Origin of the sequence: Methylocystis sp. (assembly GCF_051061285.1) — a bacterium.
Lineage (GTDB): Bacteria > Pseudomonadota > Alphaproteobacteria > Rhizobiales > Beijerinckiaceae > Methylocystis.
Window position 1 is genome coordinate 163,569 of sequence record NZ_JBPFEA010000006.1, and the last position, 20,786, is coordinate 184,354.

Below are 20,786 nucleotides of genomic sequence, written 5' to 3' on the forward strand. Positions count from 1 at the left end.
ATCCTCTGCCGCAAATCATATCAGATTTTCGTTAGCGCTGTAGGGTTTGGCCCCCCGCTCCCCCAGTCGAGCAATTCCACTGTGTGGACGACTGGCACGGGCGTACCCGACCTGATCTGTACGATGCAGCCAATGTTGCCGGCGGCCACAAGGTCCGGCGCGACGCTATCGATATTCGCGACTTTTCGCGACAGCAGCTCTCCCGCGAATTCTGGCTGCAGCACATTGTAGGTTCCCGCCGAGCCGCAGCAGATATGTCCCTCGGGAACGGCGACGACGTCAAAGCCCGCGGCGGCGAGCAGCGCGACCGGCTCTTGCGATATCTTCTGACCATGTTGCAGCGAGCAGGCGGAATGGTAGGCGACCCGAAGTTTCGGCGCGTCGCCCGACGGCGCAAAGCCAATCTCAGTCATCAGCTCCGTCACGTCTCTCGTCGTCCCCGAGATGTGCGCGGCTTTATCCGCGAGAGCCGGATCATTGCGGAACATATGGCCGTAGTCCTTCACGCTCGTTCCGCAGCCTGACGCGTTGACGACGACATGATCCAGCCCGCCGGAGTCGATTTCGCGCGTCCAGGCTTCGATGTTCGCGCGCGCATAGCGTAGAGAATCGTTGACCTTGCCGAGATGATGCGGCAGCGCCCCACAGCAGCCGGCGCCTTTCGCGACGACGACCTCGACGCCGTGGCGCGTCAGCAGCCGTATCGTCGCTTCGTTGATGGACGTGTCGATGACCGTCTGGACGCAGCCGCTCAGCATCGCAACGCGCATCTTGCGCGCGCCTTGCGCGGCAAAGACCTGCGGCGCATCGACGATTGAAGCGGGCGGAAGCTGCGAGGGCGCCAGCGCGAGCGCCGCCGCGATGCGGCGCGGCAGCGAGCGCGCCAAGGGGCGGATCGCGGCTGCGACGCGAAACAGCGGTCGCGCGAGCGAAGGTCGAGGCAAGACGAAAGCGAGCGCCGCGCGCATGGCGCGCTCCGTGAACGGTCGCGAATATGTCTTTTCGATATGCGCCCGGGCGTGATCGACGAGATGCATGAAATGCACGCCCGAAGGACAGGTCGTCATGCAGGAGAGACAGGACAGACAGCGATCGATATGTCGCGCCGTGCGCGCGTCAGCCGGCCGCTCCTTCTCGAACATCTCCTTGATGAGATAGATTCGGCCGCGCGGCCCGTCGAGTTCGTCGCCGGTGAGGAGATAGGTCGGACATGTCGCCGAGCAGAATCCGCAATGCACGCAGGCGCGCAGAATCTTCTCCGTTTCCGCCATTTCGGGATCGGCGAGCGCCCGCAGCGAGAAAAACGTCTGCATCGTCTCTTAAAACTCCGCGCGCATGCGGCCGCGCTCCAAAATATGCGCCGGATCGAAGCTTTCCTTGACGCGGCGCGTCAGCGCGGCGAGCGCCGCCGGTTGCGGATGGAAGACGTCGACCGTCGCGCGAGTCTCTTCACGCGCGCGGATCAGCGTCGCATGGCCGCCGCTGGCGTCCACCGCGCAGCGCACGACGGCGGCATGGGCGTCAGGCGCAGTCTCGAGGCGCAGCCAGATCAGTCCGCCGGCCCAGTCGTAGAAATGCGCGAGGATCGGCGCGCCGGCGCGGCGGATGCGCGCGACGACCGCAAAACCGTCAGTGGGCGCGACGGAAATGCGCCAGATTTGACCGGAGTGAGCGGCGACGGGCGCGGCGTCGCGCAGCCCGCGCCATAGCGCCATGGAGTCGCGCGCATCGAGCGTTTCGAATCGAACGCCGTCGTCCGCCAAGCGCGCCACGAGATCGTCGCGGCGCGCCGTTACGGAAATCGCCGGACCCTCGAGGCGAATCGCGGCCGCATCGGCGTCCAGCGCTAAGGGCGCGGCGCCGGCCGGCAGCATGGCGAGCGCCGAAGGCTCGCAGGGCGTCGCGGCAGCGCGGCGCAAGAGCGCGAGGCTATCCGCCTCAGCCGCCCCGATCGCCAGCAGCGTGCATTCCGTCTCAGGCTTCGGCAGCACCTTGAGCGTCAGCTCCGTCAGAAGCGCCAGCGTGCCGTACGAGCCGCAGACAAGCTTCGAAAGGTCGTAGCCGGTGACGTTCTTCATCACCCGGCCGCCGGATTTCACCTGCTCGCCGCGACCGGTGACGCAGCGGAACCCGAGCAGATGATCGCGCGCCGCGCCGGCTTTGATCCGCCGCGGCCCGGCGGCGTTCACCGCGATCACGCCGCCGATCGTGGCGCCGCCCGCTTCTGCGCCAAAGAGCAGTCCGTAATCCATTGGCTCGAAGGCAAGCTGTTGTCCATGCTGGTCCAATAGCGCTTCGATCTCGCTCAGAGGAACGCCGGCGCGCGCCGAGAGCACGAGTTCATTGGGCTCATAGAGCGTCACGCCGGTCAGCGCGGCTGTGGAGAGCGCCTGCGCTTGCGGCGCGAAGCGGCCGAGCCCCGACTTGGAGCCGCCGCCGACGATGGCGCAGCAGTCGCCTTTCGCCTTTGCCGCGCAAATGGCGTCAACCGCGTCCGCCTCGTCGCGGATTTCGAGCCTCGCGCAAGCGGAGTGCATCGCTAAAATCTCGGCAGGTCGGGAAAGGGCATTTTACCGCCCGAGACATGCATCATCCCGATTTCAGCGCAACGATGCAGCGTCGGAAACACCTTGCCCGGATTGAGCCGGCCCTCCGGGTCAAAGGCGCATTTGAGCCGCATCTGCTGCGCGAGATCCACCTCGGTGAACATCTCCCCCATGAGGTCACGCTTCTCGACGCCGACGCCATGTTCGCCGGTCAGAACGCCGCCCAGCGAGACGCACAGGCGCAAGATGTCGAAACCGAGCTTTTCCGCGCGTTCGACGTCGCCCTCTTTCGACGCGTCATAGAGAATAAGCGGGTGGAGATTGCCGTCGCCGGCGTGAAAGACATTGGCGACGCTCAGCCCCTGCGCCTTTGCGAGCCGATCCATGCCGGCGAGCGCTTCCGGCAGCCGCGTCCGCGGGATCGTGCCGTCCATGCAAAGATAGTCGGGCGCGATGCAGCTCACCGCCGGGAAGGCGTTCTTGCGGCCGGCCCAGAACTGCAGCCGCTCGGCCTCGCTCGTCGAAGCCCGTATCGTGGTTGCGCCTTCCTCGCGCGCGATATCCTGCACGACGCCGACGAGATGATCGACTTCGGCCTGCGGCCCGTCGAGTTCGACGATGACGAGCGCTGCGGCATCGAGCGGATAGCCGCAGGGCTGGAAGCGCTCGACCGCATGAATCGTCGCCTTGTCCATCATTTCGAGGCCAGCGGGGATGACGCCGCGCGCAATGATCGCGCCGACGCAGCGCGCCCCCGCCGCGACACTCGCAAAGCCGAGCAGCAGCCCCCGCGCCACGGGCGGCTTTTGGAGCAGACGCACCGTCACCTCGGTGACGACGCCGAGCAATCCTTCGGAGCCGGTCATCAGGCCGATGAGGTCATATCCCTCGCTGTCGAGATGCTTGCCGCCGAGCCGGATGAACTCGCCGCCCATCAGCACGACGTCGAGTCCGAGGATATTATTGGTCGTCAGTCCGTATTTCAGACAGTGAACGCCGCCGGCGTTCTCGGCGACATTGCCGCCGATCGAACAGGCGATCTGTGACGACGGATCCGGCGCATAATAGAAGCCCTGCGCTTCAACGGCCTTGGAGATCGCGAGATTTTGAACGCCAGGCTGGACGCGCGCGCAGCGGTTCTCATAGTCGATTTCGAGAATGCGATTGAACTTGGACATGCCGAGAAGAATGCCGTCCTCGAGCGGCATCGAACCGCCAGACAGCGACGTGCCGGCGCCGCGGGGCACGAGTTTGACGTTCATGTCGGCGGCGAGCGCCATAATCGCGCGCACCTGTTCAACGCTCTCCGGCAGCGTGACGACGAGCGGCAGCGCCCGATACATGGTGAAGGCGTCGCATTCGTAGGCGCGACGCGCGACCTCGTCGACGATCAGGCTTTCGCGCGGCAGTATGGCCCCGAGTCGCGCAATGAGTTCATTACGCCGCGACATAATCGCCGGCTCGGGCTTCGGCATGAGAAGCGTCATCGACTCAGAAGCGTCATGGACTCGCGCCTCCAACGCGAGCGAGAGCGCCGCTGAATCTGCAGCTTCGCCTAAGCGGAGCATGGAGCCTGCTCCGGGCCGCGCCCTATGGTCCGAACCGTTTAGAGGAGCCTCGAAGCGCCCGCAAGCGCGGCCCGATCGCGCAACCATTAGAAATGCGCGGATTTCTGGCGCTTTTCATTAATCCGCCTATGCTAGGTGAGATCGATCGCACGACGAAACACGGGCCGAAGGGAAATGACCAAGACCATCCTCATCGTCGAGGATAACGAGCTCAACATGAAGCTCTTTAATGATCTCTTGGAAGCCAACGGCCATGCGACGCTGCAAACAAAGAGCGGCTTCGAGGCGATATCCCTCGCGCGCAGCCATCAGCCGGATCTGATCCTGATGGATATCCAGCTGCCCGAGATCAGCGGCCTGGAGGTCACCCGCATGCTCAAGGAGGACGATGATCTGCGCGCCATTCCCGTCATCGCGATCACCGCCTTTGCGATGAAGGGCGACGAGGAAAAAATCCTTCAGGGCGGCTGCGAAGCCTATTTGTCGAAACCGATCTCCGTGGCGAAATTCTTGGAGACCGTGAATTCCTTTCTCGCAGAGAAGCGCTGAGAGCTCTGTCTTCACCAGCGCGCGTTCGCGTCATTGACGATCTGCCCGCAAGGGTCGCGCAGCCGTTACCATAACGGCTCTTGATCACCCGTCGATGGTCCGGCCACGGTAGAGCGGCGGCCTTTTCAAGCGGGCTTGCAGGCGACGCGCGGCTGAACTATACAGCGCGCGACGACGTCACGCCGTCCGGCCTCCCCCAAGAGGCGTCCGAATAGAACGGGGCCATAGCTCAGTTGGGAGAGCGCTTCAATGGCATTGAAGAGGTCGTCGGTTCGATTCCGTCTGGCTCCACCACTATCCTAGTTCGCTGTTTTAACGTGGCTTTTTCGAAGAACCAGCGAAATGGTTCTCGACAATCCGGGACTTGGCCCTAGCCGAATCGCAAGAACGCCTCGCAGCCTCTGAACCTGGCGGCCGGTCTCGGCGCGGGCAAATTGTTCTCGCGTCCAAACAGGTGATCCCGCGACGAAGCCCCGGCGCGAGAGACCCGTTCAAAGACGCTCACCAAATGGACGAACTGAATCCGAAATGCGTTCTCAAAGATTGGGTTGGCGCCGATCTCGCGACAACGGCGCTGCCTGCCAGCGACATCTGTTGACGCCCATCGGCGCACGCAGGGCGACACTTCCAAAGAAAAGGACATGCGAAATGAAATCACGACTATCCATTGCGACGATCATATCTTTGTTCTGCTCGGGTTGGGCCTTCGCTGAAGATGCGCCGGTGACATTTCAATGCGAGGTCTCGGCTCAACAGAGCGACTCAAGCCAGTCCGCGCCGTTTTCCATCGAAATAAGAGGCGCCGCGGTGAAGCTCAGCAACGTCAGCGCCCTCGATGGCAATTTTTCTCTCATTCGAAAGAATGACGCCTTTTACGTATTCAAAAATAAGAAGAATCAGGGAGGCAACCTCAACCGTTCCAACGGCGCAGTGGAATTATACGCCGTGAACGCCGCCTCCCATAAGATGACGGTCTCGATCAACGGCGCGTGTGTCGAACAGAAATAGACCCAGGATTTCGGGCGCCTCGACCACTCCTCCAAGATATCGATGCGATCCAGCGCCGGACGGCGCTGCAAGAACCCGTCCGGCATCGTGCTCACCACGGCCGCCTCCCACCAACTCGGGCGCGACACGTGAGCCTGGAAGCATATTCTCAATCTGAGTTGCGAATCGTCTCCTGAAGCTGCAAGGGAACCAATCCCGATGCTGGCGGTTCTAGTTCCGCGTTCTCGGATCAGCCATGCAGGGAAGACCACAGGCGACATCGCACCTTCCTGAGCGAAGCTTGCCGCCGAAGCTCGAGGTGGGCTTGCGCGTCAATGGCGTGGAACGCCGCGTGTTGCTGCGGCCGTGGACCACCCTGCTTGACGCCCTTCGTGAACATCTAGACCTCACCGGAACCAAGAAGGGTTGCGACCACGGTCAATGCGGCGCCTGCACGGTGCTCATCGACGGGCGGCGCGTCCTTTCATGTCTCACGCTCGCTGTGACGAAGGACGGCGCCGAGATCACCACCATTGAAGGATTGGCGCAAAACGGCGAGCTGCATCCGCTTCAGACCGCCTTCATTTCGCATGACGGCTTTCAATGCGGCTACTGCACGCCCGGACAGATCTGCTCGGCCGTGGGACTGATCGCCGAGGGCCGCGCCAAGACGCGCGATGAAATCAGAGAATTGATGAGCGGCAATATCTGTCGCTGCGGCTGCTATCCCAACATTCTCGCGGCGATCGAGGCGGTCATGCAAGGAGCCGAGACATGATCGATTTTGATTATGTCCGGGCGAACGACGTCGGCGACGCTCTTAGCCAGATCACGAAACACCAGGCTGCGAAGTTCATTGCGGGCGGCACCAACCTCATCGATCTGATGAAGGAGGACGTCGAGCAACCGTCCCGCTTAATCGACATCACAGGGCTGCCGCTTAACGAAATTCATGAGACGCAGACAGGCGGGCTGAAGATTGGCGCCCTGATGCCCAACAGCGACCTTGCTTACGACGAACGCATCACAAAGCGCTATCCCCTTCTCTCGAGCGCCATTCTTGCAGGAGCCTCGCCTCAACTGCGCAACATGGCGTCGACCGGCGGCAATTTGTTGCAGCGAACGCGTTGTCTCTATTTTTACGACACCGCGACTCCCTGCAATAAGCGACGTCCGGGGTCGGGCTGCGGCGCTACCGAAGGGTTCAACCGCATGAATGCGATATTGGGTTGGAGCAAATCCTGTATCGCCGTGCACCCCTCGGATATGTGCGTCGCGCTTTCTGCGCTTGACGCCGTGGTTCACGTGGCCGGACCCAAGGGCGATCGCGCGATAAAATTCCCCGATTTTCACCGTCTGCCGGGCGACACGCCCGAAATCGACACCAATCTCGCTCGCGATGAAATCATAACGGCGATTGAGCTGCCATCCGAGGAATTCCCTCGCAATTACAGCTATCTGAAAATCAGAGATCGGTTGTCCTACGCTTTCGCACTTGTTTCCGTCGCTGCTGCTCTGCGGATTGAAGCAGGCGCGATGACATGCGCTCGCGTCGCATTGGGTGGGGTCGCCCACAAGCCCTGGCGCGCGCCTGTCGCCGAGCAGAGTCTCAAGGGCAAGCAGCCTGATCGAAAGGCGTTCGTCGAAGCAGCCGATATCATCTTGCAGGCCGCTGTCGGCTTTGCCCATAATCGCTTCAAGATCGAACTTGCGCGGCGGGCGATCGTCCGCGCCCTCGAGCAGGCAGCCGCCGGAACGCCGCAGTCCCAGTCCGTGAAAGTGATCGTTTAGGTCGCGCTATGTCTGTCGGAACGAACAGCATCGGAAAGCCGGTCTCGCGAATTGATGGCCCGGCAAAGGTCACGGGCCGGGCGACATACGCCGCTGAATTCAGCGCGCCCGACCTCGCATATGGCTTTGTGGTCTCAAGCGTGGTCGCCAAAGGCCGAATTCAAAGCATAGACCGAAGCGCGGCGCTCACTGTGCCTGGCGTGATCGAAGTGTTCGCGCACGACAACAGGCCCTCCCTCCCCTCTTCGCATGAAAAATATACGGACCAAGTCGCCGCGCCGGGCTCGCCCTTCCGGCCACTTTATAACGATGAGATTTTGTTTTCAGGACAACCGGTGGCGCTGGTGATTGCGGAGGAGCCCGAGATCGCGCGATTTGCCGCTGGTTTGGTTGAAATTAAATATGAGACTGAAACGACGATCACCGATCTTGATACGCAGATCGACAAAGCTTTTGAGCCGCCGGAGAAGCGAGCGCCGGACTGGGATCCGCCCGCCCGCGGAGATGTCGACAGCGCCTTGTCGCGAGCGCAAAACCTCATTCGGAAGGAATATCGCACGCCCGTCGAGCACCATAACCCGATGGAAACCTTCGGAAGCACGGCGGTTTGGGAGAACGACGGCCGCCTCACGATTTACGACAAAACGCAGGGCGCGCCCAATTGCCAGGAATATTTGTGCAGCGTGTTCGGCCTGGCCAAGGACAAAGTGCGGGTCTTGTCTCCTTATGTCGGAGGCGCCTTTGGCGTCGGTCTTAGGCCAAACTATCAGCTGTTCATGGCGGCGCTCGCCGCCATTGGCCTCAAGCGATCGGTCAGGGTCACGCTGACGCGCCAGCAGATGTTCACGCTTGGCTATCGTCCGCAAACAATCCAGACGCTAACACTGGGAGCGGAGAACGATGGACGATTGGTGGCCGTGAAGCATGATGCAATCGCCAATACGTCCCGCTTTGAAGACTATCAGGAGCCCACCATCGTTTGGTCTGGAGCGCTTTATCCATGCGATCACTCGACGGTCGCTTCAAGGCTCGCGCGGCTCGATCTATTCACGCCTTGTGACATGCGGGCGCCCGGCGGCGCTGTCGGCATGTATGCGCTTGAAAGCGCTATGGACGAACTCAGCTATGCGGTTGGAATCGATCCAATAGAACTTCGCCTCAAGAATTATTCCGAGAGGGATCAGAACCAAAACAGGCCTATTTCGAGCAAGGCGTTGAAGGACTGCTACCTTCAGGGCGCCGAGCGCTTCGGCTGGTCCAAGCGGAAGCCCGCACCGCGTTCGATGCGCGAGGGGCGCGAACTGATCGGCTACGGAATGGCGACGGGGATCTGGTCAGCGTTTTTTGTGCCGACGAGCGCCAGGGCGATTCTCGCGCCTGACGGGACCTTGGAAATCGCCTGCGCCACGGCCGACATTGGCACCGGGACCTACACGATTCTGGCCCAGATTGGCGCTGAGATGCTCGGCCTTCCGCTCGACAAAGTCATTGTCAAAATTGGCGATTCCGATTTGCCGAGCGCTCCTGTCGAAGGCGGATCCTGGACGGCCGGCTCCGCCGGCTCAGCGGTGATGGAGGCATGTAACGGCATACGCAAAGAACTTCTCAAGCACGCCGGCGCGATCAATAACTCACCACTCCAGGGTGTCGACGTTGCGGATGTGACGATGGTCGATGGTCAAATCCGAATGAAGAGCGATCCCTCTCGCGCCATGCCGCTGTCGGAAGTAGTGATGGGTCTCAAGGAGCCCATCAGGTCGGAAGTGTCGGCGGCGCCAGATGAGCGGGTCTTGCAGGATTATTCACATTATGCGCATTCGGCAGTGTTTGCCGAGGTGAGGCTCGATGAGGAGCTTGGCATGCTGCGCGTCGCGCGCGTGGTCAGCGCGGTCGCCGCGGGCCGAATTTTGAATCCCAAAACGGCCAGGAGTCAGATCCTTGGCGCCGTCGTCGGCGGCATTGGCATGGCGCTACACGAAGAGACGGTGATCGATCATCGCTACGGTCGGTTCATGAATCATAGTCTCGCCGAATACCATGTGCCGGTGCATGCCGACGTGCACGCCATCGACGTTATTTTTGTCGACGAGCAGGAGCATCGTTTAAACCCGCTCGGCGTGAAAGGCGTCGGCGAAATCGGCATCGTCGGCACGGCCGCCGCGATCGCCAATGCAGTCTTCCACGCCACCGGCGTGCGAGTCCGCGATCTTCCAATCACCATCGATAAGCTGCTCGAGCTGAGGCAGCCCACGAACGACCACGCGGCGTAAATGAATTATGTCCCAGACCCCTGCCAGCCGAGAGACGCACTCACCAGCGCCCGCAGATGGCTGGAGGAATTCGGACAAGCGGCGCTGGCGACCGTCGTCTCCACCTGGGGCTCGTCGCCCGTACCGGTCGGCGGCCAAATGGCTATCGGACCAGGCGAACAATTCGAGGGCTCGGTGTCCGGCGGTTGCGTCGAAGTGGACGTGATTACCGAAGCGGCGAACGTTCTGGCGCGCGACAGGCCGAAGCTGTTGGAGTTCGGAGTCGGAGAGGAACTGGCGTGGAGGGCCGGCCTGCCCTGCGGCGGCGCTATCAGCATCTACGTCGAGCCGCTGCGTCGTGAACGAGATTCAGCTTTTCTGGAGAGGGTGTTTTCAGCGCGCCGCGCGCGGACGTCGCTTGCCGTGCTCACGACGCTTGCGACCGGCAAGCGGCGCCTATTCGACGCCAGGGAGCCGATGCCGGCAGAGATCGCCCAATGCCTCAATTCGAATGAGAGCCGGCTTCTCTCGCTCGGCGATGCTCCAGTCTTCTTGCACGCGCTCACCCCGCCAGTTCGCGTGGTCATTGTCGGCGCCACGCATGTCGGCCAGGTGCTTGCTGATCTGGCGAACCGCATTGGTTACGACGTCGTCGTCGTCGACCCGCGCGCCGCATTTGCGAGCGTCGACCGCCTCGGCGATTTCAAAAGTCTGACCGACTGGCCTGAAATCTCGCTGAAGTCCTTGGGGCTCGACCCTAGGACCGCAGTCGTCACCCTGACCCACGCCGCCGCGATTGACGATGAAGCGCTCACCGAGGCGCTGCGCTCGCACTGCCTGTATATTGGCGCCCTGGGCTCGACACGAACACACGCCAAGCGCTTGCAGCGTCTCGCCGCCGCAGGCTTCAACGATGCGGCGCTGGCGCGAATCAGCGCCCCGGTCGGACTGCCGATTGGCGCGAAGGGACCGGCTGAGATCGCCGTCTCGATTCTCGCTGAAATCGTCAAGGTCGCGCGAGAAACGGGGCAAGGGTGAATATTGCAGCTGTGCTTTTGGCTGCTGGAGCCTCAAAGCGGTTCGGGGAGAACAACAAGCTTCTCTCTAACCTCGACGGAAAGCCGCTCATCCGCAGGGTGGCCGAAGCAATCGTCTGCAGCGGCGTTGAAGTTGTCGTTGTTACCGGCTGCGATCGCCCGCAGATCGAAAAAGCCCTCGAAGGGTTGCCGCTGCGATTTGCACACAATTTGAACTGGGAAAGCGGCATGGGATCGTCGATCGCCGTCGGCGTAATGGCGCTCGGCCAGCAAACACAAGGGGCGTTTGTGGTCCCGGGCGATCTGCCCTTTTTGACATCAGATCTGATCAAAGACCTGACGGCCGTCTTTATGGAGAGCCGGGGAGCTTTGATCACTTATCCAACCACGCGCATGGGCGAGCAACGCAACCCTGTTTTGTGGCCCAGACGATTCTTCCCTTCGCTGGCGGTGCTTTCTGGGTCGTCGGGCGCCAAGCAGTTGCTGCAGAACTGCGAGGATTCTCAAAAGCAGGCGGCGCACGTCCTCGACGAAGGCGCTTTTATCGACGTTGATTTGCCTACGGATTTGGAAGCTGCCCGTTCGCGATGGACAATCGCGAGTCCTTAAAGGGCTTTTGCGCCGCGCATTGGTCAAGCGAGCGGAACCCTCGAGAGAGCCCTTACGACCCGCAAAGGTCGCGTAATGCCTCTCATCCCGTCTTCGCTGCGGCTATCGCTGGCGCTACTCGGTCCCGAAGGCGTTTAGCGAAGTTTGCTTCTTGGATCGTCGTTAGCGTCCATGTATTCGAGGCCCAAGGGACCAATGGCCGTCACCTGCGTGACGTACTCGCCCGACTTTGCCCAATGAAAATGCGCCGTATCGCCGGGCAGAACGATGACGCTGCCTGGTGGATAGGCGCTGATCTTATCCCCGTCGAATTGATCGCCGAGGCCGATATAGAACACGCCTGACATGACCGTGTAGACTCGGTCCTCAGGATGTCTATGCGGCATGAGTTTCACGCCCGAAGGCACCCTTACCCTTATCAAGTACGGTCCTGCTTGTGTGGGATCTCCAACAAGCACGGCCAGTCGCGCCTCTGGAGGAAAAGCAGGAAAAGGCTTCCAGTCGATGTCTTCCGGTAGAATCGTTCTGAAATCGGCTTGGCCTGGCTGGTGGCTTCGAAACATCGCACCCTCCGGCCGCGAGGGAGCCACGCGACTGCGTCCGGGCTCCATGCACCTCAAGAGCTGCGCGACCTTGATGTGTGCGGCTCAAGGAATATGTTGCAGCGTAAGCGGCCATCAAGCGATCAACGTTCGAGACGACCTCCGGCGCGGGATGGTTCCGGCGCCGCCGAAACTGCAGGCCCAGTCATGCCCTATGAGCTCTATTATTGGCCCGGCATTCAAGGACGTGGAGAGTTCGTCAGGCTCGTGTTGGAAGAGGCTGGCGCCAGCTACATTGATATGGCGCGTGAGCCAAACGCCGAGGCGGCGCTTGTAGCTTTTCTCGAACGAACCGACCTCGCCCATCCGTCATTCGCACCGCCGTTCTTGAAAGACAGACATGTGATCGTCGGACAGACCGCCGCAATATTGCTTTATCTCGGCGATCGTCACGATCTCGCCCCGAGAGACGCGGCGCGCAGACTTTGGGTTCACCAAATTCAGTTGACGATCGCCGATTTGGTTGGCGAGGCTCACGACACACATCACCCGTTGGGAGGCGATTTGTACTACGAGGAGCAGAAGCCCGAGGCCTCACGCAGAGCGAAGTGGTTCCGTAGGGAACGGATACAAAAATATCTTGATTGGTTCGAAATGATTCTCGCACGCAATCCCGACGGCGACTCGCATCTTGTCGGCGATACCTTAAGCTACGCCGACCTTTCCCTGTTCCAGGTTCTCGAAGGCTTGCTCTATGCGTTTCCCAAGACAACGAAAGCCGTTCTCGCCGAGTCGCCGCGCGTGTCCGCTCTTCACGTGAAGGTCGCGCAACGCCCGCGCGTTCGCGCGTACCTCGATAGCGATCGCCGGGTGAAATTCAATGAGCAAGGTATATTTCGTCACTATGCTGAACTCGATGACTGATCAGCGAGATCCGTCCTTACACGGATCTTAGATTGATCGGCTCGCCCTATATGCTCATCTTGTCGGGCGTCGCAGTTCGGGTTCGGCTTGCTTCCTGGAGAGATATTTATGGGCGGATTAGCCTCGATCCTCGATACGCAGCTTTCGGCGAGCGCCCACAGCGCCTTGAGCGACCGTCTTTTTGAAACCCGCAGACTTTCCATCGAACTTGCGGCCCCACTCAGCGCCGAAGACATGGTCGTCCAAGCGATGGATGACGCCAGTCCGACCAAATGGCATCTCGCTCATACAACTTGGTTTTTCGAAACCTTTGTCCTGACGCCCTATCTGACTGGCTATCCGCTGTTCGACGAGGCGTTCAACTATTGCTTCAACTCCTACTATGAGCACCAGGGCCCCCGGCAACCTCGGCCGAAGCGCGGACTTCTCACCAGACCGTCGCTCGATCGAGTCTTCGCCTATCGGCAGCATGTCGACCTGGCGTTGGCGCAGCTCCTTGCCGATCAAACCGACCCGCCGCCAGCCTTGATCCATACGCTCGAAGTCGGAATTCATCACGAGCAGCAGCATCAGGAGCTGATGCTCACAGACATCCTCTCACTTTTCGCTGCAAATCCCCTCAGGCCAGCCTACCGCCCGACCCAGCCGCGCTCCGTTCCGGCGCCATGCGAACCGCCACGCTGGATTGATATTGCCGGCGGCGTCTACCAGATCGGACACGAGGGAAAAGATTTCGCTTGGGACAATGAGGAGCCCCGCCACGAAGCGCTCCTCCGCCCGTTTCGGCTTGCTGACCGCCTGGTCACAAACCGCGAGTGGTTGGCGTTCGTCGCCGACGGCGGCTACGCGACGGCGACCCTATGGCTGTCCGATGGCTGGGCCTTGATCATGCGCGAAAACTGGCATGCGCCACTTTATTGGGAGTCTCGTGACGGAGAGTGGTTGGAGATGTCGCTCGAAGGACTACAGCCGCTAAGCCTCGATGCGCCGGTTGCGCATGTGAGCTACTACGAAGCCGACGCTTTTGCGCGCTGGTCCGGCAAGCGGTTGCCGACCGAATTCGAATGGGAGGTCGCGGCGGCCAAAGCGCCAAAGCAGGGAAACTTCCTTGGAACGGCGGCATTGCGTCCGATGCCGGCTAAAGCCGAGCCCGAGGGATCGCCTCGTCAGATGTTCGGCGATGTCTGGGAATGGACTCAGAGCGCCTATCTGCCCTATCCGGGCTATCGCGCCCCTGAAGGAGCGCTCGGGGAATACAACGGCAAGTTCATGGTTGGTCAGCACGTGTTGCGCGGCGGCTCCTGCGTGACGCCGCGAGATCACATCCGCCCGAGCTACCGCAATTTCTTTTACCCCCATCAGCGTTGGCAATTTCTGGGCCTGCGCCTCGCCTCGGAGGTTGCCTAATGTCAAAGGCGACGGAACGCTCAGCGCCGCTCGTACGGCAAGCGGACGACTTCGCCGTTAGCGTGCTGGAGGGCCTGTCCCGGCCAAAGAAGAGTCTTCCCTGTCGCTTCTTTTATGACGCTAAAGGCAGCGCGCTTTTCGAAGAGATTACGCGCCAGCCCGAGTACTATCCCACAAGAGTCGAGCTTGGGATTCTCACAGCCAATGCGACGCAGATGCTCGAGGGAGCGCTCGGAGAGACGGTTCTCGTCGAGTTTGGCTCGGGTTCGAGCATCAAGACGGAAATCCTGCTCGGACACATGCGGCGTCTACACGCCTATGTGCCGATCGATATCTCGGAGAGCGCTCTTACAGATGCTCGAGAGCGGCTGACGGCTCGATTTTCCGGACTCAACATTCAGCTGCTCTTGGCTGATTTTTCGCATCCGATCGAGCTTCCTCCCGAACTTGCGCCACGGCCTAAGCTGGGATTTTTCCCTGGGTCGACGATCGGCAATTTCGTCCCCGCGGAGGCGACGCGGTTGCTACGAGCGATGCGAGAGACGCTTTCGCCGCGCGGAAAGCTGATCATCGGCGTCGATCTGAAAAAGGACGTTCGCCAGCTTGTTGCAGCTTACGATGATGCCAATGGCGTCACCGCCGCATTCAATCTCAATCTCCTGGCGCGCATCAATCGTGAACTCGATGCGACGTTCGATCTTCAAGCTTTTCGCCATGCGGCGACCTACGAGCCCTTCGAAGGACGCATTGAAATGCATCTCGTCAGTGTGAAGGATCAGGACGTCTGGGTGGCGGGAAGAAAAATTCGCTTCCGGGAAGCGGAGACGATTCATACCGAGAGCGCGTACAAATACACGATCGAGGAGTTCCATCTGATCGCGCAGGCGGCCGGGTGGACGCCTCTGCGCGTGTGGAAGGATGAGCTAAATCTGTTCAGCGTACATGAATTGGTCGCGCCTTAAACGGAAGGCGACACAGCCGGGACCAGCTGAATGACTGCCACGAAGGTGAGCGAAGCAGAGCGAGACGCGTGGCCAGCATTGCCTTACTTCGCTTGGCGAGAGACCTATACGACTCTGCATCTTTGGACTCAGATCGTCGGTAAGATCCGGTTGTCGCTGACTCCCTGGCAAAACCACTCCTGGCATGTTGCGCTGTATGTGACGACGCGTGGCCTCACCACGTCGCCCATCGCATATGACGCAAGAGCCTTCCAAATCGATTTCGATTTCATAGACCATGTGCTGCGTATAACGACGAGCTATGGCGGAGAACGCCAAATGCAGCTCCAATCTCAAACTGTCGCCGATTTTTTCGCGCATCTGTTCAGCACGCTCGAGGAGTTGAACATTTGTGTCCATATCAATGAGCATCCCAACGAGATGCCTGATGCGCTTCCCTTCTCCATGGACCGGATTCATTCGGCTTACGATCCTGTTTATGCAAACTGCTTTTGGAGATTGCTTGTGCAAGCCGACCGCGTATTCAAAATCTTTCGCACGGGCTTCATTGGCAAGGCCAGCCCTGTGCATTTTTTCTGGGGCAGTTTTGACTTGGCGGTGACGAGGTTTTCTGGTCGCCGTGCGCCGCGCCATCCTGGGGGCGTTCCAAATCTTGCAGACGCCGTTGTGCGCGAAGCTTATTCGCATGAGGTGAGCAGCGCCGGCTTCTGGCCTGGCGGCGGCTCGATCGATTTTCCCGCTTTTTATTCCTATGCCTATCCCGCGCGGCCTGGATTCGACCGCGCGCCGGTTGCGCCGGACGGCGCGTTTTTTAGCCAAGATCTCAAGGAATTCATCTTGCCCTATGACATCGTGCGCAAAGCCGAGCATCCAGACGCGACGCTACTTCGCTTTTTGCAGAGCACATATGAGGCGGCCGCCGACGCCGGCGGATGGGACCGCGCCGCGCTCGAATGTCCGTTAGGACATGTCGGCGTCCCGCGTCCAGTTCAAGGATAAGGTCTTCGAGCGCTGCTCTCTGTCCTTTCCCACTCGGATCTCGGAGCACGGCGCGGGCCCCGCTTGGCGACGCCGCGGCGACTCGGCCCTCGACAGACCAAGGCTTTGCGCTAGATTTTGCTTAATTCACAGATTCATTGGTTCACCGACTGATGGAGAACTTAAATGCGGCATTCTCTTACACGCAAGCTTCTGGCTGAATTTCTTGGGACTTTTTGGCTCGTGTTCGGCGGCTGCGGCAGCGCGGTGATTTCCGCCAGCTTTCCACAGCTCGGCATTGGCTTCCTGGGCGTGGCGCTAGCCTTCGGACTCACGGTGCTGACGGGCGCTTACGCATTCGGCCCCATTTCCGGCGGTCATTTCAATCCAGCGGTGACGCTCGGCGTCGCGACGGCCGGCCGCTTCTCCTGGAAGGAGGTCGGACCGTTTTGGGTGGTGCAGCTTCTCGGCGCGACTTTTGCGGCTTTCGTGCTGCTCAAGATCGCGCAGGGCAACATCGATTTTTCGCTCACGAGCGGCTTTGCCGCTAACGGCTATGACGAACATTCGCCCAATGGCTACACATGGCAGTCTGGCCTGCTTGCCGAAATCGTGCTGACGGCTTTTTTTCTGCTCGTCATCCTGGGAACGACCGAAGGCCGTGCGCCAGTCGGCTTCGCGCCGATCGCCATCGGATTGGCGCTGGCGCTGATCCATCTGGTCGACATCCCCATCACCAACGCTTCCGTGAACCCTGCGCGTTCGACAAGCCAGGCGCTCTTCGTCGGCGGCTGGGCCCTCGAACAACTTTGGCTGTTCTGGGTCGCGCCGCTAGTCGGCGCCGTCATCGGGGGGCTCATTCATCGCTTCACGCTCGCTGATGACTGAGTGACACGAACCGCCACGGTCGTTGCGTGAAAAGCAGCTGATTCTAGACGCATTCAGTGGACGCTCGGCTTCGCCGCAGCGTCCCTGACACACTTCTTCGTGAAGCTCGTCCGAGCTGCGCCTGCCAGTTTCTTTTCAGCCGCAGCGGCGTCGCAGGCGCTTGCAGCGGCGTCTCTGTCGCACTTTCTCATGAAACTTTTCAGCGCGGCGCCGCGCAGCTTCTTTTCCGTCGCCTGGGCGGCGCAGTCCGGGCCAGCTGGCGTTGTTTGAGCGAAAGCAGCAGCCGAAATCAAAACGCCAGCGACGCAAATCCCGGCGGTCAAAATTCTTACCGACATGCTGTCCTCGCAAAAATTCCCGTAGCTCGGCGAAGAGACTAAGGTAAGTTGGCACGATGGCGACGCGATCTGCTGACTTGACCTGAGCCATGACAGACGACCCTGGCGCCAACGATGTCAGCGCTCTATGAGCGCATGATCGGCGTCGCTGTCTTCGCGCGCTCGCGCTTCCGCTAAAAAGAACGGCCTGTCCATTTCCAGCCCCTCCAACAGATCGCGCAGCCGATCGGGGAGCGGCTCTCGAAGAACGTCGTCGTACGTTTGCCGTAGCAATTCGGCAATTTGGTCGCCGACCTTTTGGCCAGACATAGGGGACCGACGCATGTTACGCCTCCACTCGCCCACAGCGGACGTCAGAGCGTCGACATAGGTTGCGGCCATAATGTGAGCGACGCTCCCCGGCGGGCCGGCAAAGGACGATTTGTACGATTTATGGTAAATTAGACACATCCAATCTTCTCAGTCTCGCGACAACTCGTCTTGGGGTCACTGTCCGAGGCTACGCCGCGCCGCGCGTGTTTAGTGCGTTACTTCGTCCCGGACGCGTGATGTTATTGATTGGCGCCGCTCTCGTTCTGCCCGACGATCTGCGCGAAACGTTCCCAATCGGGGCGCCCACGGGCAACACTCAAGACACATTCGAGCAAAAAGCTCTACGCGCTCTTCTGCTACAAAGATTTCCGCCACTTACATGATGATCCGGTAGCGGACGCCCGCTCCCCGTCTTTGCCCGCTATGCTACCGACTTGAGGCGGGCCTTTCGAGGCTTGCCTCTTTTTCTTGCACGGATCCGGTCGACGACGTTGCAGTCCGATTTGAGGAATATAGATGCTTGAATTGCTCGGCTTCATATTCAGCGAGGACGATCCGCAGGCTACGCATTATCGTGATGGTCGAAGCTACTATTTCTGGGAAGCGCGGCGCGGAAGAGAGTTGATTCACGTTTATGTCCGTCGCGCGGCCTTGGAAGAACGGTTCGGGCGCGCGCCAGGCGAGCGATATCGCCAGTGCCTGCTGAGATCGCGCCGAGATATTCAGGACGCGGCGAGCAACAAGTGGCGTCCTGGAGACGGCGAGGTCTTTCTCGAAGAGAATGATTTTTGAGCGCTCACATACACAAAGGGCTCACATCTCTCGATGATTGATGGCTCTGGCGGCAAAAAATGCTACCATTAGCGAAGCGTTTTTGCTCATCGCGGAGGATCGCGCATGTGTCAGGCTTGTGGCTTTGCCGATATCGTTCATGGAAGCAAAATGCGCCGCAGAGCCTTTGTCTTTGGCGCCGCCACGGCGGGAGCGCTGACCGTCGTCGCAAACGCGCACGCGCAGGATCTCAAATCCCAGTCAAAACAAACCAAGCAGAGTAGTGCGCCGCCCAAGCCTGAGAACGTGATGACTCCAGACGACGCGTTGGCGCGCCTGATGGAAGGCAATAGACGATATCAGAAAGGCATCGCAAAACGGCACGACTTCGTCGCGGAACGCGAGGCGCTCGTCGGCGGACAAAATCCTTACGCCGCGATTCTCAGCTGCGCGGATTCGCGGATCGCGCCGGAATACGCGTTTGACAGTTCGCGCGGAGATCTCTTCGTCGTTCGCGTCGCCGGCAACTTCGCCAACCCAGACAATATTGCGAGCATGGAATATGCCGTCGAGGTCCTAAAGACGCCTCTCATTCTGGTGCTCTGTCACGAAGCCTGCGGCGCTGTAAAATCGGCGATTTCCTCAATCCAGGATCATACGACTTTGCCTGGCCACCTTCCTTCGCTCGTCGCCGCTCTTGCCCCGGCGGTCAAAGCCGCCGCTGGGCGTCCAGGCGATCAATTAGAAAACGCGACGATGGAAAATGCCCGGCTCGGCGTTGAGACGCTCAAGACCGCAACGCCTTTGCTGAACGCCGCGTTCAATGAAAAGCGCTTCAAAATCGCAAGCGGCATTTACCGGCTTGGCGACGGTCGGGTCGATCTTTTTGCGTGAGGCTGAGGAGCTGACGCTGGCTTGTCGGCGCGGTCATGAAACGTAACGTCGATCGCGGCGCAGGAACGTCAATCGAGCGCGAAAGGCCAAGCGCGCCTGCCATCAAGCGAGAATCCGCCGATCGATCTGCGCAACCGAAGTGACGCCCGTCAACGTCATCGCCACGCGCATTTCCTTGGCGAAGATCTCGAGCATATTCTCGACGCCCGCCTGTCCGGCCGCAGCCAGCGCATAGGCGGCCACCCGGCCGAGCAGGACGCCCTTTGCGCCGAGCGCCAGCATACGCACCACGTCCAGTCCGGATCGAACGCCTGAATCGACAAATACTTCAAGATCGCTTCCGACGGCGTCGGCGATTGGAGGCAAGGCTTTGACTGTCGACAGCGCCCCATCGAGCTGCCGTCCGCCGTGATTGGAAACGATGATCCCGTTCGCGCCGAAGCGCACGGCGTCCCGTGCGTCCTCGGGATCCAATATGCCCTTGAGGATCAAGGGCCCTTTCCAGAAATCGCGGATCCATTCCAGATCCGACCAGCTGATCGACGGGTCAATGTTTTTTCCAAGCCAGCCGATGTAATCCTGCAGTCCGGTCGCCTTGCCGAGATAATTTGAGATATTGCCCAGATCGTGCGGTCGTCCGCGGATCCCGACGTCAAAGGCCCAAGCGGGTTTTGTTATCGCCTGCAGTATGCGCCGCGGCGCGGCGTAGGGTCCTGACAGCCCGGAATGGGCGTCGCGGTAGCGCGATCCATGCACGGGAAGGTCTACCGTAAAGACAAGTTTTTTTACGCCTGCGCGCTGGGCGCGCTCCAACATCGACTGCATGAATCCACGGTCTTTGAGCACGTAGAGCTGGAACCAGATGGTTCCTGCGCTGCATTGCGACGTAACTTCTTCGAGCGAACAGACCGAGAGCGTCGATAACACGTAAGGAACGCCCTTCGTCGCCGCAGCATTGGCCGCCTGGACCTCGCCTCGACGGGCAAACATTCCGCTCAGCCCGACAGGCGCCAGGATCACGGGGAGCTCAGAAGCCTGACCGAACCACTCCGTCGCGAGACTGAGGTCGGAAACGTTCTTCAGCACGCGCTGTCTGAGATTCACCGCTCTCAAATCAGCGACATTGGCCTGCAGGGTGTCTTCAGCGTTCGCCCCGCCGTCGATATAATCAAAGAGGAAGCGCGGCAGCTTTCGCTGCGCGACCTTTCGATAATCCGAAGCTGACGAAACGATCATTCGATTCTCCAAAGAGAGGTTGGACGCCGAAACGCTCGGAGCGGGCGTCCGTGCATGAACGCTCGGGGCGCGCCTCAGGCGCTCGCCCCGCTCCTTTGATCGCAGCCGCGCGGCGCCTCGTCAAACCGATCTATCGTCTTGGGATGTTTGCCGCTTCGCCACAGCTCAAGAGCGCTTCGCCTGCGAGCTGGCCTGGCG

21 protein-coding genes and 1 tRNA gene are annotated in these 20,786 nt (G+C 60.4%); 15 read left to right on the forward strand and 7 right to left on the reverse strand.

Going from position 1 to position 20,786, the window contains the following annotated elements; translation table 11 throughout:
* Positions 1-20 precede the first annotated feature (20 nt).
* From glcF to ACR65T_RS01735, 3 genes are read right to left on the reverse strand one after another with little or no spacing between them, the layout of a single operon-like run.
* Entirely contained in the window at positions 21-1,313 is a 1,293-nt protein-coding gene (gene glcF / locus ACR65T_RS01725) for a glycolate oxidase subunit GlcF (protein WP_434494860.1), read from the reverse strand.
* Between the two features lie 6 nt (positions 1,314-1,319).
* On the reverse strand, positions 1,320-2,537 hold the full coding sequence (gene glcE / locus ACR65T_RS01730; protein WP_434494861.1) for a glycolate oxidase subunit GlcE: 1,218 nt from the start codon (positions 2,535-2,537) through the stop codon (positions 1,320-1,322).
* A gap of 2 nt (positions 2,538-2,539) precedes the next feature.
* Positions 2,540-4,033: an FAD-linked oxidase C-terminal domain-containing protein gene (locus ACR65T_RS01735; protein WP_434494904.1), complete on the reverse strand. Its 1,494-nt coding sequence runs from the start codon at positions 4,031-4,033 to the stop codon at positions 2,540-2,542.
* Between the two features lie 255 nt (positions 4,034-4,288).
* On the opposite strand from ACR65T_RS01735, the gene ACR65T_RS01740 reads away from it, so the two are divergent.
* From ACR65T_RS01740 to ACR65T_RS01775, 8 genes are all read left to right on the forward strand, one after another.
* Positions 4,289-4,663, forward strand: a complete 375-nt coding sequence (locus tag ACR65T_RS01740) for a response regulator (protein ID WP_175092602.1) — start codon at positions 4,289-4,291, stop codon at positions 4,661-4,663.
* 218 nt (positions 4,664-4,881) lie between these two features.
* A tRNA-Ala gene (locus tag ACR65T_RS01745) sits at positions 4,882-4,957 on the forward strand.
* A 300-nt stretch (positions 4,958-5,257) separates the two neighbouring features.
* Positions 5,258-5,671: a hypothetical protein gene (locus ACR65T_RS01750; RefSeq protein WP_434494862.1), complete on the forward strand. Its 414-nt coding sequence runs from the start codon at positions 5,258-5,260 to the stop codon at positions 5,669-5,671.
* Positions 5,672-5,906: 235 nt separating this feature from the next.
* Positions 5,907-6,428 carry a (2Fe-2S)-binding protein gene (locus ACR65T_RS01755; protein WP_434494863.1) on the forward strand — a complete coding sequence of 174 codons (522 nt, stop codon included), beginning with the start codon at positions 5,907-5,909 and terminating at the stop codon, positions 6,426-6,428.
* The gene (locus ACR65T_RS01760; RefSeq protein ID WP_434494864.1) at positions 6,425-7,441 is read left to right on the forward strand and encodes an FAD binding domain-containing protein; all 1,017 of its coding nucleotides are present in this window, start codon (positions 6,425-6,427) and stop codon (positions 7,439-7,441) included. The genes ACR65T_RS01755 and ACR65T_RS01760 overlap by 4 nt, the downstream gene beginning before the upstream one ends.
* An 8-nt stretch (positions 7,442-7,449) precedes the next feature.
* Positions 7,450-9,711, forward strand: coding sequence for a xanthine dehydrogenase family protein molybdopterin-binding subunit (locus tag ACR65T_RS01765; RefSeq protein WP_434494865.1), 2,262 nt, complete (start codon positions 7,450-7,452; stop codon positions 9,709-9,711).
* A complete protein-coding gene (locus ACR65T_RS01770) occupies positions 9,712-10,728 on the forward strand; it encodes an XdhC family protein (RefSeq protein ID WP_434494866.1) in 1,017 nt (338 codons plus the stop codon).
* Positions 10,725-11,336: a nucleotidyltransferase family protein gene (locus tag ACR65T_RS01775; RefSeq protein ID WP_434494867.1), complete on the forward strand. Its 612-nt coding sequence runs from the start codon at positions 10,725-10,727 to the stop codon at positions 11,334-11,336. Before ACR65T_RS01770 ends, ACR65T_RS01775 begins: the two co-directional genes overlap by 4 nt.
* Positions 11,337-11,470: 134 nt before the next feature.
* Here the strand turns inward: ACR65T_RS01775 and ACR65T_RS01780 are convergent, their stop codons facing one another.
* Positions 11,471-11,722, reverse strand: coding sequence for a cupin domain-containing protein (locus tag ACR65T_RS01780; RefSeq protein ID WP_434494868.1), 252 nt, complete (start codon positions 11,720-11,722; stop codon positions 11,471-11,473).
* Positions 11,723-12,085: 363 nt separating this feature from the next.
* Between ACR65T_RS01780 and ACR65T_RS01785 the strand changes: the two genes are divergently transcribed.
* The 5 genes from ACR65T_RS01785 (at position 12,086) to aqpZ (ending at position 17,037) form a co-directional block, all read left to right on the forward strand.
* Positions 12,086-12,802: a glutathione S-transferase gene (locus ACR65T_RS01785; protein WP_434494869.1), complete on the forward strand. Its 717-nt coding sequence runs from the start codon at positions 12,086-12,088 to the stop codon at positions 12,800-12,802.
* 108 nt (positions 12,803-12,910) lie between these two features.
* A complete protein-coding gene (gene egtB / locus ACR65T_RS01790; protein WP_434494870.1) occupies positions 12,911-14,209 on the forward strand; it encodes an ergothioneine biosynthesis protein EgtB in 1,299 nt (432 codons plus the stop codon).
* The gene (gene egtD, locus ACR65T_RS01795) at positions 14,209-15,171 is read left to right on the forward strand and encodes an L-histidine N(alpha)-methyltransferase (RefSeq protein WP_434494871.1); all 963 of its coding nucleotides are present in this window, start codon (positions 14,209-14,211) and stop codon (positions 15,169-15,171) included. Before egtB ends, egtD begins: the two co-directional genes overlap by 1 nt.
* A gap of 30 nt (positions 15,172-15,201) precedes the next feature.
* Positions 15,202-16,170: a DUF5996 family protein gene (locus tag ACR65T_RS01800; protein ID WP_434494872.1), complete on the forward strand. Its 969-nt coding sequence runs from the start codon at positions 15,202-15,204 to the stop codon at positions 16,168-16,170.
* 165 nt (positions 16,171-16,335) lie between these two features.
* Positions 16,336-17,037: an aquaporin Z gene (aqpZ, locus tag ACR65T_RS01805; RefSeq protein ID WP_434494873.1), complete on the forward strand. Its 702-nt coding sequence runs from the start codon at positions 16,336-16,338 to the stop codon at positions 17,035-17,037.
* Positions 17,038-17,090: 53 nt separating this feature from the next.
* Here aqpZ and ACR65T_RS01810 read toward each other — a convergent pair whose 3' ends face one another.
* Both ACR65T_RS01810 and ACR65T_RS01815 read right to left on the reverse strand, forming a co-directional pair.
* Positions 17,091-17,375, reverse strand: coding sequence for a PsiF family protein (locus tag ACR65T_RS01810; protein WP_434494874.1), 285 nt, complete (start codon positions 17,373-17,375; stop codon positions 17,091-17,093).
* 117 nt (positions 17,376-17,492) lie between these two features.
* Entirely contained in the window at positions 17,493-17,699 is a 207-nt protein-coding gene (locus ACR65T_RS01815; protein WP_434494875.1) for a NepR family anti-sigma factor, read from the reverse strand.
* A gap of 504 nt (positions 17,700-18,203) precedes the next feature.
* On the opposite strand from ACR65T_RS01815, the gene ACR65T_RS01820 reads away from it, so the two are divergent.
* Together ACR65T_RS01820 and ACR65T_RS01825 are read left to right on the forward strand one after the other, a co-directional pair.
* Complete coding sequence (locus ACR65T_RS01820; RefSeq protein ID WP_434494876.1) at positions 18,204-18,479, forward strand: hypothetical protein; 276 nt, start codon at positions 18,204-18,206, stop codon at positions 18,477-18,479.
* Between the two features lie 105 nt (positions 18,480-18,584).
* Positions 18,585-19,352: a carbonic anhydrase gene (locus ACR65T_RS01825; RefSeq protein ID WP_434494877.1), complete on the forward strand. Its 768-nt coding sequence runs from the start codon at positions 18,585-18,587 to the stop codon at positions 19,350-19,352.
* 102 nt (positions 19,353-19,454) lie between these two features.
* On the opposite strand, the gene lldD is transcribed toward ACR65T_RS01825, so the two are convergent.
* On the reverse strand, positions 19,455-20,588 hold the full coding sequence (lldD, locus tag ACR65T_RS01830) for an FMN-dependent L-lactate dehydrogenase LldD (RefSeq protein ID WP_434494878.1): 1,134 nt from the start codon (positions 20,586-20,588) through the stop codon (positions 19,455-19,457).
* Positions 20,589-20,786 lie beyond the last annotated feature (198 nt).